Origin of the sequence: Pseudomonas sp. NFACC14, from assembly GCF_900106885.1 — a bacterium.
In the GTDB taxonomy this organism is placed as follows: Bacteria; Pseudomonadota; Gammaproteobacteria; order Pseudomonadales; family Pseudomonadaceae; genus Aquipseudomonas; species Aquipseudomonas fluorescens_AA.
Genome location: NZ_FNOA01000033.1, coordinates 36,922 through 50,401, shown reverse-complemented (window position 1 = coordinate 50,401; position 13,480 = coordinate 36,922). Strand labels below are relative to the sequence as shown.

Below are 13,480 nucleotides of genomic sequence, written 5' to 3'. Positions count from 1 at the left end.
AATCTGTTGACTAGCAGTCTGACTCCACAAGCACCCACACGAATTGCTTGATTCAGTTGTTAAAGAGCGGTTGGCTGAGCCTTTCATCTCAACCGAGGCGCGCATTCTACAGCGCCCCGTGTATCTGTCAAGCGGTTATTTTCAGAAGTTTTCAAAGTTTCCTTTTCAACTTCAACCACTTGCGCTTCCGATCTCTCGTTAGCGGGAGGCGAATTCTACAGCGTTACTCGCTGCTGTCAACACCTCTTTTTCACCGCTTTCGACCGAGAGGATCGAACCGCATATAGAGCCAAACAACACTGCTCTATCTGCGCCTTCCAGGCTTCGATGAACTGAAGCCCTGCATCTTCGAAACCTACTTAACTCGTTGAATTTCAAGGAGTTTTACGTTTCGACTGCGCCGGAAGTGGGGCGAATTATAGACTTCCAGAATCTGCCGTCAACAGCTTTTTTCATAATTCTGTCACATCGATCAAAAAGCCCCACAAACATGGAGGCCGGCGCCTGACGGCGCCGGCCTCTTCTCTGACCGATTACAAGCTGGGGAATGCGAACTGTGAAGCCTCATGGCTGGCACGCTGCGGCCAGCGCTGGGTGATCGCCTTGCGACGGGTATAGAAACGCACGCCGTCCGGGCCATAGGCGTGCAGGTCGCCGAATAGCGAACGCTTCCAACCGCCAAAGCTGTGATAGGCCACAGGCACCGGCAACGGAACGTTGACGCCCACCATGCCGACCTCGATCTCGTCGCAGAACAACCGCGCCGCCTCGCCATCGCGGGTGAAGATGCAGGTGCCGTTGCCATACTCGTGATCATTGATCAGTTGCATCGCCTCTTCCAGGCTGTTGACCCGGACGATGCACAGCACCGGCCCAAAGATCTCTTCCTTATAGATGCGCATCTCGGGGGTCACACGATCGAACAGGCAGCCACCCAGGAAGAAGCCCTCCTCGTGCCCAGCCACACTCAAGCCGCGACCATCGACAATCAGCGAAGCACCCGCCGCCACGCCCTCTTCTATATAGCCACTGACCTTGTCCCGGTGCTGACCGGTCACCAACGGCCCCATGTCCAGCCCGCAAGACGTGCCGGCACCGATCTTCAACGCCTTGATCTGCGGTACCAACTTGGCCACCAGCGCATCCGCCACCTGGTCGCCCACACACACTGCCACCGAAATCGCCATGCAACGCTCGCCACACGAACCGTACGCCGCGCCCATCAACGCGCTGACGGCATTGTCCAGGTCGGCATCCGGCATCAGCACCGCATGGTTCTTCGCCCCGCCCAGTGCCTGGACGCGTTTGCCACGTCGAGTGCCCTCGGCATAGATGTATTCGGCAATCGGCGTCGAACCGACAAAACTCAACGCCTTCACTTCCGGCGCTTCGATCAGCGCGTCCACCGCGGCCTTGTCGCCATGGACCACGCTCAAGACGCCCTTGGGCAAACCGGCTTCCAACAGCAACTGAGCGATCAGCAACGTCGAACTCGGGTCGCGCTCGGACGGCTTGAGAATGAAGCAGTTACCGCAGACGATCGCCAGCGGATACATCCACAGCGGAACCATCGCCGGGAAGTTGAACGGCGTGATGCCTGCCACCACGCCCAAGGGTTGAAAGTCTGACCAGGCGTCGATGTTCGGTCCTACGTTGCGGCTGTATTCGCCTTTCAGGATTTCTGGCGCTGCACAGGCAAACTCGACGTTCTCGATGCCGCGCTTGAGTTCACCGGCCGCGTCTTCCAAGGTCTTGCCGTGTTCTTCGCTGATCAACTGGGCGATACGCGCCTCGTTTTGCTCCAGCAATTGCTTGAAACGGAACATGACCTGCGCACGCTTGGCCGCAGGTGTATTGCGCCAGGCCGGGAAAGCCGCCTTGGCGGCGTCGATAGCCCGCTGGATGGTCGCGCGGTCGGCCAACGGCACCTTATGGATGGCCTGGCCAGTGGACGGGTTGAACACATCGGCGGTGCGAGCGCTGTCGCTCAGCAGTTCGCCATTGATCAAATGCGGGATGAGGCTCATGGGGGACTCCGGAATTATCCACAGGCGCCCGTGACCGGACGCCCGTTATCGAAAGCTATAGAGAAGGACGCATCAGTCGAGCTTGTTCAGCACTTCACCGACTGCATCGAACAGGCGATCCAAGTCCTGCGGCTTACTGTTGAACGTAGGCCCGAATTGCAGGGTGTCGCCGCCGAAGCGCACATAGAACCCGGCTTTCCACAACGCCATGCCGGCCTCGAACGGACGCACGATGGCATCGCCATCGCGCCCGGCGATCTGGATCGCGCCGGCCAGGCCATAGTTACGAATGTCGATGACGTTCTTCACGCCCTTCAAACCGTGCAGTGCATTCTCGAAATGCGGGGCGATCTCGGCCACGCTCTGTACCAGGTTTTCCTTTTGCAGCAGGTCCAGCGCCGCCAGGCCAGCCGCGCAAGCCACCGGGTGCGCCGAGTAGGTGTAGCCGTGGGGGAATTCCACCGCGTACTCAGGCGTCGGCTGGTTCATGAACGTCTGGTAGATCTCGCTGCTGGCAATCACCGCACCCATGGGAATCGCGCCATTGGTGACTTGCTTGGCGATGCACATCAGGTCCGGGGTCACGCCAAAGCTGTCGGCACCGAACATCGAACCGGTGCGACCGAAACCGGTGATCACTTCGTCGAACACCAAGAGAATGCTGTGCTGGTCGCAGATTTCCCGCAGGCGCTTGAGGTACCCCTCTGGCGGCACCAGCACACCGGCCGAGCCAGCCATCGGTTCGACGAACACCGCAGCGATGTTGGACGCATCGTGCAGTTCGATCAGCTTCAGCAGCTCATCGGCCAAGGCGATGCCACCTTCTTTCGGCATGCCACGGGAATAGGCGTTGCTGGCCAGCAAGGTGTGGGGCAAGTGATCGACATCCATCATCGCCTGGCCGAACAACTTGCGGTTGCCGCTGACACCGCCGAGGCTAGTGCCGGCGATGTTTACCCCGTGATAGCCACGGGCACGGCCGATCATTTTGGTCTTGGTCGCCTGCCCCTTGAGGCGCCAGTAGGCGCGGACCATCTTCACCGCGGTATCGGCGCATTCGGAGCCGGAATCGGTGAAGAACACATGATTGAGATTGCCCGGGGTCAGGCTGGTGATTTTTTCCGCCAACTGGAACGACAGCGGATGACCGTACTGGAACCCCGGCGAGTAATCGAGGGTGCCCAGTTGCTTGGCGACCGCTTCCTGGATTTCCTTGCGGGTGTGCCCGGCGCCGCATGTCCACAGCCCCGACAGCGAGTCGTACACCTTGCGCCCCTTGTCATCCACCAACCAGCTGCCTTCGGCGGCGACGATCAGGCGCGGATCGCGCTGGAAATTACGGTTGGCGGTGTAAGGCATCCAGTGGGCATCGAGCTTGAGCTGGCTGGCCAGGGAACCGGCAGCGTGTTCGGGCATGTTCATCGACAAAAACCTCGCAGGTCATAAGCGACAGGGAATCGAAAGCGTTCTTGCAGCTAAGTTGCCACGGCGATAAAGTCGATGAAATGCAACTTTTGTAACCTTCAGTCGGCGGATCACTAAACTATGAGCGCGCGTCGTCCCGATCCACTGGCCCAGGTCAGCGACTTTGATATTCGCCTGCTGCGCATTTTCCGCAGCGTCGTGGAATGTGGTGGGTTTTCCGCCGCGGAAACCGTGCTGGGCATCGGCCGCTCGGCCATCAGCCAGCAGATGAGCGATCTCGAGCAACGCCTCGGGTTGCGTCTGTGCCAACGCGGGCGCGCGGGTTTTTCCCTGACCGAGGAAGGCCGCGAGGTGTATCAGTCGGCGTTGCAGCTTTTGAGCGCACTGGAAAGTTTTCGCACCGAGGTCAACGGCCTGCATCAGCACTTGCGCGGCGAATTGACCATCGGCCTGACCGACAACCTGGTCACCCTGCCCCACATGCGCATCACCCACGCCCTGGCGCAATTGAAAGAGCGCGGGCCCGACGTGCAGATCCAGATTCGCATGATCGCCCCCAACGAAGTCGAGCAAGGCGTACTCGACGGGCGCTTGCATGTCGGCGTGGTCCCCCAGGCCAGTGCCCTGTCCGGGCTGGAATATCAACCGCTGTACAGTGAGCGGTCGCTGCTGTACTGCGCGGTCGGGCATCCGCTGTTTTATGTCGATGACCAACAGCTTGAAGACGCTCGCCTCAATAGCCAGGACGCCATCGCCCCCACGTTCCGCCTGCCGGCCGAGATCCAGGCCCACTATCAGGCGCTCAATTGCACCGCGAGTGCATCGGACCGTGAAGGCATGGCGTTCCTGATTCTCACCGGGCGCTACATCGGTTACCTGCCTGATCACTACGCCAACCTCTGGGTCCAGCAAGGTCGGTTGCGGCCCTTGAAACCCGCGGCACGGTTCTATGACCTGAGCCTGGCGTCGGTTACGCGCAAGGGTCGCCGGCCTCATCTGGTGCTGGAGAGTTTCCTCGAGAGCCTGGCGGCAACCCGCTGATCCCATTTGCCCCTTGTGGGAGCGAGCTTGCTCGCGATAGCGATAGCGATAGCGATAGCGATAGCGATAGCGATAGCGATAGCGATAGGTCATCCACATCACCATTGACTGACTAACCGCTATCGCGAGCAAGCTCGCTCCCACATTGGTCGAGGTTGGCCTGGTCATCGGCGGAGGTCTTTTTAGTGTGATGACACTTGTCGGATTGATGCCGGTGCGCTATCAACGCATTTGCTTGCCCACAGACCCAGCCCGGAAACGCCCATGACCTTTGAAGTCCCAGCCCACAGTGGCAAGCCCACCAGTCGCATTCGTCAAAAGAACGAAGAGACGATCCTCAAGGCTGCCGAAGATGAATTCGCCCGCCACGGGTTCAAAGGCACCAGCATGAATGCCATCGCCCTCAAGGCCGGGCTGCCCAAGGCGAACCTGCATTATTACTTCACCAATAAACTCGGCTTGTACGTGGCGGTGCTGAGCAACATCATCGAATTGTGGGACAGCACCTTCAATACCCTCACCGCCGAGGATGATCCGGCCGAAGCCTTGACCCGCTATATCCGCGCCAAAATGGAGTTCTCTCGTCGCCAGCCCCAGGCATCGCGGTTGTTTGCCATGGAAGTGATCAGCGGTGGCGAATGCCTGACCGAGTATTTCAACCAGGATTATCGCGCCTGGTTCAATGGTCGGGCGGCCGTGTTCCAGGCCTGGATCGACGCCGGCAAGATGGACCCGATCGATCCGGTGCACCTTATTTTCCTGTTGTGGGGCAGCACCCAGCATTACGCCGACTTCGCCACCCAGATCTGTCGTGTGACCGGTCGCAGCAAGTTGACCAAGCAGGACATGATCGATGCGGGTGACAACCTGATCCGCATCATTCTCAAGGGCTGCGGCCTGACACCCACTCTTTAAGATCGCCATGCCCTTTACCCTTGCCGGTTTTTGCGAGTACCGCGAAGAAATTCGCAAAAGCCGCTTCATCACCTTCGCCGCGCCCATCACAAGCCCCACCGATGCCCAAGCGTTCATCGAGCAGCACAGCGACCTGGATGCCACGCACAATTGCTGGGCCTGGAAACTCGGCGACCAATACCGCAGCAACGACGATGGCGAACCAGGTGGCACCGCCGGGCGGCCGATCCTGGCCGCGATCGAAGCCCAGGCCTGCGATCAAGTCGTGGTGCTGGTGATTCGCTGGTACGGCGGGATTCAACTGGGCACGGGTGGGCTCGCCCGGGCTTACGGCGGCGGTGCGAACAAATGCCTGCAAAACGCCGAAAAAATCGAACTGATCAGCCGTGTGCCGCTGCACTGTAGCTGCGGGTTCGCCGAACTGCCCCTGGTGAAACTGCGCGTCGCCGAGTGCGGCGGGTTGGTGAACGAAGAACGCTTCACCGCCAATGGCGTAGACCTGCAATTGGCCGTGGGTGAAGCTCACATCGAAACCTTGCAAGCGCAACTGGCCGGCCTGAGCCGTGGACGGATCCTGTTGGAGCGTTGAGTTCGCAGGCTTGCAACCTTTCAGGGCATCGCGCAATCGTTCAATTTGCCCACATCCACTGTGCACCCAACTGTGGATAACCTGAGCACATTCCTCTGTAACCCTTCTGTCATGCGGGTTTCAGAGGGTTGCTCATTTTTCGTCCAAAGTCCTGCCCAATCGACAAATCCATCTGCAAAACAAATGCTTGCAGGGGTTTATCACCTTTAGAAGAAAGCCACGCAGTGCTTATGCCCGAGTCTCCAGCTTGCGCACAATAACTGTGGAGCAACCTGTGGATAACCCGTTCATGGCTCCTCCCGCCCCAAGAAGATCACGGCTCGCGGTCGCTTGTTCAATTTTTAACCACCCATTTCAGGGCAAACCGATGCCTGCATAAAACATGCGCGCTCCAACCCGGTGCAGATTTTCCTGTTGCAGCTATCCAGGCCATACGCAGAGGGCCTTGGCAGCGGGGCCAAGGCATTTTCCTGACCTCATGGCCAGGAAATTGCTTTATCCACAGGCATTCCTGTCCATCGGCCCGAGCCTGTCATGTCCAACCCCGACTCCATCGCGCGCCTGCAACTGCGCAAGATCAGCAAACGCTACCCCGGTTGCCTGGCCAACGACGCCATCGACCTGAGCATCCAGCCCGGAGAAATCCACGCCCTGCTCGGCGAAAACGGTGCGGGCAAAAGCACTCTGATGAAGATCATCTACGGCGTCACCCCTGCCGATTCGGGTGAAGTGATCTGGCAAGGCCAGCGCGTCAACCTGCGTAACCCGGCCCAGGCTCGCAGCTTGGGCATCGGCATGGTGTTCCAGCATTTCTCGCTGTTCGAAACCCTCACCGTTGCGCAGAACATCGCCTTGGCAATGGGCGCGACAGCCGGTTCGCCAGCACAGCTGGAACCCCGGATTCGCGAAGTGTCCCGGCGCTACGGCATGGCGCTGGAACCGCAGCGGCTGGTTCACAGCCTGTCGATCGGCGAGCGCCAACGGGTGGAGATCATTCGCTGCCTGATGCAGGACATTCGGCTGTTGATTCTTGATGAGCCGACCTCGGTGCTCACGCCCGTGGAAGCCGAAGAGTTGTTCGTGACCCTGCGCCGCCTGGCGAGCGAGGGCTGCAGCATTTTGTTTATCAGCCACAAGCTCGGAGAGGTGCGAGCCTTGTGCCACAGCGCCACGGTACTGCGAGGCGGGCGGGTTTCGGGGCATTGCACCCCGGCGCACTGCTCGGACCGGGAGTTGGCACAACTGATGGTCGGCGAAGCGGCCGGGCTGATCACGGACTACCCCAAGGTCAGCGCAGACAAAGCCTTCCTGCAAATCAACCAGCTGTCCTGGCACAACCCGGACCCGTTCGGCTGCTCGTTGAGGGGCATTGACCTGGAGGTCTGCAGCGGCGAAATCGTCGGCATCGCCGGGGTGGCGGGCAACGGCCAGGACGAATGGCTGGCGTTGCTCAGCGGAGAAACGCAACTTCCCCGCCAGCAAGGCGAAACGATCCGATTCGCCGGTCAACCCGTCGCGCACCTGCGCCCCGATGCCCGTCGTCGACTCGGCCTGGCATTTGTCCCCGCCGAACGCCTGGGCCACGGCGCCGTGCCGCAATTGAGCCTGGCGGATAACGCCTTGCTCAGCGCGTTCCAACAGGGCCTGGTCAGTCATGGGCTGATTCGACGCCGCCAGGTCAAACACCTGGCCGAGGAAATCATCCGTCGCTTCGGTGTGAAGACACCTGACACCCGAACCCCGGCACGCAGCCTTTCGGGGGGCAACTTGCAGAAATTCATTCTTGGCCGGGAAATTCTCCAACAGCCAAAACTGCTGGTGGCCGCGCACCCGACCTGGGGCGTGGACGTCGGGGCGGCGGCGACCATCCATCGTGCCCTGATCGCCCTGCGCGATGCGGGCGCGGCCATTCTGGTGATCTCCGAAGACCTCGACGAACTGTTCCAGATCAGCGACCGCCTCGGCGCCTTGTGCGGCGGGCGCCTGTCGGCCTTGCGCCCCACGGGCGAGACCCGGCTCAGCGACGTCGGCGGCTGGATGGCCGGCCAGTTCGACGCCCCTCAACCCTCTGCCCCCGCGCCGGTATAACGGAGTTTCACATGCTGCTTTCTCTCGAACCCCGCGGCCAGCAATCGCGCCTGATGCTCTGGTGCTCGCCGCTGCTGGCCGCCGTATTGACCCTGGGCTGCGGCTCGCTGCTGTTCATCACCCTGGGGCATGACCCGTTGCAAACGCTGTACACCCTGTTGATCGCCCCGATCAGCGACCTGTACGGCGTGTCCGAGTGGCTGGTCAAGACCTTGCCGATCCTGCTCTGCGCCCTCGGTCTGGCCGTGGCCTATCAGGCGCGGATCTGGAACATCGGCGCCGAAGGCCAGCTGCTGCTGGGCGCCCTGGCCGGCAGTGCCTTGGCGGTGAACATCATCGACGTGCAAAGCCGCTGGGCATTGGTGCTGATCCTGCTGACCGGCACCCTGGCAGGGGCGGCTTGGGCCGGACTCACGGCGTGGCTGCGCACGCGTTTCAATGCCAACGAAATCCTGACCAGCATCATGCTCAATTACATCGCCCTGAACCTGCTGCTGTTTTGCGTTCACGGGCCGTTGAAAGACCCGGCGGGTTTCAACTTCCCGGAGTCGGCGATGTTCGGCGAGGCCAGTCGCCTGCCATTGCTGCTGGAGGATGGCCGGGTCCATGCCGGGCTGTACTTCGCCCTGCTGGCGTTGGTGGCGGTGTGGGTTTTGCTGCAGAAAAGCTTCGTCGGTTTTCAGATCAAGGTGCTGGGCCTCGACGCCCGCGCCGCCGGTTTCGCCGGTTTTCGCCAGAAGCCGCTGGTGTGGCTGGCGCTGTTGATCAGCGGTGCGCTGGCCGGGCTGGCCGGCGTCTGCGAAGTGACCGGGCCGATCGGCCAACTGGTGCCACAGGTGTCGCCGGGCTACGGCTATGCGGCGATTACCGTGGCATTCCTGGGACGGCTCAATCCCATCGGCATTCTGTTTGCCAGCCTGTTGATGGCGTTGCTGTACATCGGCGGCGAGAGCGCGCAGATGTCGTTGAACCTGCCCCAGGCGATCACCCAGTTGTTCCAGGGGATGATGCTGTTTTTCCTGTTGGCCTGCGACGTGCTGATCCTCTACCGGCCACGCCTGAACCTGCGCTGGACCCGGCGCGCCCGAACCACTGCGGTACAGGCAGGAGCCCTGTGATGGATATCGACCTGTTGAGCAATATTTTCTACGCCATGGTCCGCTGCGGCACGCCACTGCTGCTGGTGGCCCTGGGTGAATTGGTCTGCGAAAAAAGCGGCGTCCTCAACCTGGGCCAGGAAGGCATGATGCTGTTCGGCGCGGTGATCGGTTTTATCGTCGCGTTCAACAGTGGCAACCTCTGGCTCGGCGTGCTGCTGGCGATGGCCGCCGGGATGCTGTTGTCGGCATTGTTCGCGCTGGTGGCACTGGTGTTCAACGCCAATCAGGTGGCCACCGGGCTGGCGCTGACGATTTTCGGGGTGGGCCTGTCGAGTTTTGTCGGCGCGACCTGGGTCGGCAAACCGCTGGCGGGATTCGAGCCGCTGGCCATTCCCTACCTGAGTGACATCCCCTTGATCGGGCGGATGCTGTTTGCCCAGGACTTGCTGGTTTACCTGTCCTTCGCGCTGTTTGCCCTGGTGGCGTGGGTGCTGATGAAAAGCCGCACCGGATTGATCATCCAGGCCGTCGGCGAGAACCCCGATGCCGCCAGCGCCATGGGCCTGCCGGTGTTGCGGGTGCGGACCCTGGCGGTATTGTTTGGCGGCGCCATGGCCGGGTTGGCCGGCGCCTATCTGTCGTTGGCCTACACGCCGATGTGGGCCGAGAACATGAGCGCCGGCCGTGGCTGGATCGCTCTGGCCCTGGTGGTGTTCGCCAGTTGGCGAGTGTGGCGCCTGCTGCTGGGTGCCTACCTGTTCGGCCTCGCCAGCATCCTGCACCTGGTGGCCCAGGGCTTGGGGCTGGCGATTCCATCGAGTCTGCTGGCGATGCTGCCCTACGCCGCGACCATCATAGTGCTGGTGCTGCTGTCCCGGGATGCCGTACGCACCCGGTTGTATGCGCCGGTGTCACTGGGGCAGCCTTGGCAGGCGGGGCATTGAGATAGACCGCGGCGCACCTATCGCGAGCAAGCTCGCTCCCACACCAGACCAGGTGAACACTGAGTTCAGGCTTGACTCAGGCCCCCTGTGGGAGCGAGCTCGCTCGCGATGAGGCCCGAACAGGCAACACCTGAACCACCCCCCACACCACCTCCAAAAACAGGAAAACCCACAACACCGCACTGGCCCCATGAAGCAGCGCATACAGCTGCCAGGCCGCAAACAGAAACCGCCCCACCGCGTCATACCGTCCGTACAGCGGTTGCGGATCACGAATCCGCAGCACTGCCCACACGCAGACAATCGAGCCCAGCAAATTCACCATCAGCAGATGCGCCGGCGCAAACGGCGGCAGTTCTCCAGGCAGGTCAAATAGCTGAGTCAGGCTCGTCAACACACCATGCAACGCCGCAAAGCTCCACGGCGTGGCCAGCACGGCCGACACGATAAGGTCGTACCAGGCGCTGCCGCGCACCACCTGGCGATATTGCATCGAAGTCCACATACACGTTGCTCCAGATAATTGGGGAGCGAAAAGGCTAAAGCCTGGGGTATGCTCCAAGGTCAAGCCCTCCGGAGTCGTCCATGCGTATCGGTGAATTAGCCCAAGCCTGCGCCGTCAGTCGAGACACCCTGCGCTTCTATGAACAGCGGGGCCTGATCGCGGCAACGCGCAGTGCCAATGGCTATCGCGACTACCCCGCCGATGTGGTCCAACTGGTGCTCTATATCAAGACCGCCCAGCGCCTGGGCTTTACCCTGGGCGAGATCGGCGCCAGCGTCGCCGCCCTGTGGAACGCCCCCGACCCCGACTGCGCGGTGACGCAATTGCTGCAAGACAAACTGAACCTGATCGAAACCCGCATGACCGAACTCGACGCGTTGCGTCACGAGCTGAAACAACGGCTCGGGCAACGTTGTCCATTAAACCCATGACCTTTTTCTTTCAAGGATGCCCCTCATGACTTCGGCAAGAAACGCATTGATCATCGGCGCCTCCCGGGGCCTGGGCCTCGGTCTGGTGAAGACGCTGCTCAGCGATGGCTGGAACGTGACCGCCACCGTGCGCAACCCGCAGAACGCAGAAGCTTTGAAGGCGCTGGGCCCGCTGCGCATCGAAAAACTCGACATGGACGATCAGCAAGCCGTCATCGCCCTGAGCCAGCAGCTCAAGGACGAGACCTTCGACCTGCTGTTCGTCAATGCCGGTGTCAAAGGCCCGGACAACCAGAACCCAGGCGGCGCGACGCTGGCGGAAGTCGGCCAGTTGTTCTTCACCAACGCCGTGGCGCCGATCAACCTGGCCCAGCGCTTCGTCAGCCAGATCCGCGACGGCAGCGGCGTGCTGGCGTTCATGAGTTCGGTGCTGGGCAGCGTGACCATGCCCGACGCGCCGGAACTGGCGCTGTACAAGGCCAGCAAGGCGGCGCTCAATTCCATGACCAACAGCTTCGTCAGCCAACTGGGCGAGCAGGCATTGACCGTGCTGTCGCTGCACCCGGGCTGGGTCAAGACGGACATGGGCGGTGAAGGCGCGGACATCGATGTCGAGACCAGTACCCGCGGGCTGATCGACCAGGTCAATGCCTTCGCCGGCAAGGGTGGGCATCACTTCGTCAACTACAGGGGCGAAACGATTCCCTGGTAACCCCACCTTTCCTTTGTGGGAGCGAGCTTGCTTGCGATGGCGGCCTTACATCCAACATTGATGTCGACTGATCTACCGCTATCGCGAGCGAGCTCGCTCCCAGAGGGTTCTCGGCCTGACACTGGATCTGCGCCCGGCAACCTGAGTAAACTCCATTCCTCGCCTTTACCGGCGACCCTGGATCAGCAGACAGGGCATCACTGAGCTGGCTAACCTGAACCCACTTTCAGAGGAGCCGGCCATCATGCCTGCGACCCGTACCTGGTTAAAAAATCCCCTCGCCATTTTCACCGCCAACGACCTCGATGCCCGTGGCGGCCTCGTCCTGCAGGACGGTGTGATCGTCGAACTGCTGAGCGCCGGCCAACAACCCGCCCAGCCCTGCGACTACGTCTTCGACGCGCGCGAGCATGTGATCCTGCCGGGGTTAATCAACACTCATCATCACTTTTACCAGACCCTGACTCGCGCCTGGGCGCCGGTGGTGAACCAGCCGTTGTTCCCGTGGCTGAAAACCCTCTATCCGGTATGGGCGCGGCTGACCCCGGAAAAACTCGCCCTGGCAAGCAAAGTGGCCTTGGCCGAGTTGCTGCTGTCGGGCTGCACCACGGCGGCCGACCACCATTACCTGTTTCCCCAGGGCCTGGAACAGGCCATCGACGTGCAAGTGAAAAGTGTCCGTGAACTGGGCATGCGCGCGATGCTGACCCGCGGTTCCATGAGCCTGGGCGAGGCCGACGGAGGCTTGCCGCCGCAGCAGACCGTGCAGCAAGGCGAGGTGATTCTCGCCGACAGCCAGCGCTTGATCGCCGAGTACCACGAGCGCGGCGACGGCGCCCGGATCCAGATTGCCCTGGCGCCCTGCTCGCCGTTTTCGGTCACGCCCGAGATCATGCAGGCCAGCGCCGGGCTGGCGGAGCAACTCGACGTACGCCTGCACACGCACCTGGCCGAGACCCTCGATGAAGAGGACTTTTGCCTGCAACGCTTCGGCCTGCGCACCGTGGATTACCTGGACAGCGTCGGCTGGCTCGGCCCGCGCACCTGGCTGGCCCACGGCATTCATTTCAACCCGGATGAAATCGCTCGTCTCGGCGCCGCCGGCACCGGCATTTGCCATTGCCCCAGTTCCAACATGCGCCTGGCCTCGGGCATCTGCCCGACCCTGGAGCTCACCGCCGCCGGCGCTCCCGTAGGCCTGGGGGTAGACGGTTCGGCGTCCAACGATGCCTCGAACATGATCCTTGAAACCCGCCAGGCGCTGTACATCCAGCGCCTGCGCTATGGCGCTCAAGCGATCACGCCGGAACGCGTACTGGGCTGGGCGACCCGGGGCTCGGCGCAACTGCTGGGGCGCAGCGATATCGGCGAACTGGCCGTGGGCAAGCAGGCCGACCTGGCGCTGTTCAAGCTCGATGAGCTGCGTTTCTCCGGCAGCCACGATCCGATCTCGGCCCTGCTGCTGTGCGGCGCGGACCGGGCGGATCGGGTGATGATCGGTGGGCAATGGCGAGTGATCGACGGGCAGGTCGAGGGACTGGACTTGAAGGGGCTGATTGCCGATCACAGCCAGGCGGCACGGGAATTGATCGCCGGCGCCTGACCCACCCCAAATCCCCTGTGGGAGCGAGCTTGCTCGCGATAGCGCCAGATCAGTCAACACTGATGTTGAATGGCTGGCCGCCATCGCGAGCAAGCTCGCT

12 protein-coding genes are annotated in these 13,480 nt (G+C 61.6%); 9 read left to right on the top strand and 3 right to left on the bottom strand.

The genetic code is table 11. The features are described from left to right. Window positions 1-533: 533 nt before the first annotated feature. Window positions 534-2,027 carry a CoA-acylating methylmalonate-semialdehyde dehydrogenase gene (locus BLU85_RS28555; RefSeq protein ID WP_092205125.1) on the bottom strand — a complete coding sequence of 498 codons (1,494 nt, stop codon included), beginning with the start codon at window positions 2,025-2,027 and terminating at the stop codon, window positions 534-536. Between the two features lie 72 nt (window positions 2,028-2,099). Further along, the gene (locus BLU85_RS28550; protein ID WP_092205124.1) at window positions 2,100-3,449 is read right to left on the bottom strand and encodes an omega-aminotransferase AptA; all 1,350 of its coding nucleotides are present in this window, start codon (window positions 3,447-3,449) and stop codon (window positions 2,100-2,102) included. Between the two features lie 123 nt (window positions 3,450-3,572). On the opposite strand from BLU85_RS28550, the gene BLU85_RS28545 reads away from it, so the two are divergent. The 6 genes from BLU85_RS28545 to BLU85_RS28520 all read left to right on the top strand — a co-directional run bounded on the left by BLU85_RS28545 (window position 3,573) and on the right by BLU85_RS28520 (window position 10,129). Continuing rightward, window positions 3,573-4,493: a LysR family transcriptional regulator gene (locus BLU85_RS28545; RefSeq protein WP_092205123.1), complete on the top strand. Its 921-nt coding sequence runs from the start codon at window positions 3,573-3,575 to the stop codon at window positions 4,491-4,493. 264 nt (window positions 4,494-4,757) lie between these two features. Beyond that, window positions 4,758-5,408: a TetR/AcrR family transcriptional regulator gene (locus BLU85_RS28540; protein ID WP_060739307.1), complete on the top strand. Its 651-nt coding sequence runs from the start codon at window positions 4,758-4,760 to the stop codon at window positions 5,406-5,408. A gap of 7 nt (window positions 5,409-5,415) precedes the next feature. Further along, window positions 5,416-5,997: an IMPACT family protein gene (locus BLU85_RS28535; protein ID WP_092205122.1), complete on the top strand. Its 582-nt coding sequence runs from the start codon at window positions 5,416-5,418 to the stop codon at window positions 5,995-5,997. Window positions 5,998-6,531: 534 nt separating this feature from the next. Further along, a complete protein-coding gene (locus BLU85_RS28530) occupies window positions 6,532-8,085 on the top strand; it encodes an ABC transporter ATP-binding protein (protein ID WP_092205121.1) in 1,554 nt (517 codons plus the stop codon). An 11-nt stretch (window positions 8,086-8,096) separates the two neighbouring features. Beyond that, a complete protein-coding gene (locus tag BLU85_RS28525; RefSeq protein ID WP_092205120.1) occupies window positions 8,097-9,203 on the top strand; it encodes an ABC transporter permease in 1,107 nt (368 codons plus the stop codon). Continuing rightward, window positions 9,203-10,129 (top strand): ABC transporter permease, encoded by a 927-nt coding sequence (locus tag BLU85_RS28520; protein ID WP_092205119.1) that lies wholly within the window; start codon window positions 9,203-9,205, stop codon window positions 10,127-10,129. The genes BLU85_RS28525 and BLU85_RS28520 overlap by 1 nt, the downstream gene beginning before the upstream one ends. Window positions 10,130-10,205: 76 nt before the next feature. Here BLU85_RS28520 and BLU85_RS28515 read toward each other — a convergent pair whose 3' ends face one another. After that, entirely contained in the window at window positions 10,206-10,634 is a 429-nt protein-coding gene (locus BLU85_RS28515) for a hypothetical protein (protein WP_092205118.1), read from the bottom strand. 80 nt (window positions 10,635-10,714) lie between these two features. Here BLU85_RS28515 and BLU85_RS28510 point away from each other — a divergent pair, with 80 nt between their 5' ends. From BLU85_RS28510 to BLU85_RS28500, 3 genes are all read left to right on the top strand, one after another. Then, a complete protein-coding gene (locus tag BLU85_RS28510) occupies window positions 10,715-11,065 on the top strand; it encodes a MerR family transcriptional regulator (RefSeq protein WP_053118143.1) in 351 nt (116 codons plus the stop codon). 25 nt (window positions 11,066-11,090) lie between these two features. Next, window positions 11,091-11,777 carry an SDR family oxidoreductase gene (locus BLU85_RS28505; protein WP_092205117.1) on the top strand — a complete coding sequence of 229 codons (687 nt, stop codon included), beginning with the start codon at window positions 11,091-11,093 and terminating at the stop codon, window positions 11,775-11,777. Window positions 11,778-12,021: 244 nt separating this feature from the next. Continuing rightward, entirely contained in the window at window positions 12,022-13,380 is a 1,359-nt protein-coding gene (locus BLU85_RS28500) for an 8-oxoguanine deaminase (RefSeq protein WP_092205116.1), read from the top strand. Window positions 13,381-13,480: the final 100 nt, after the last annotated feature.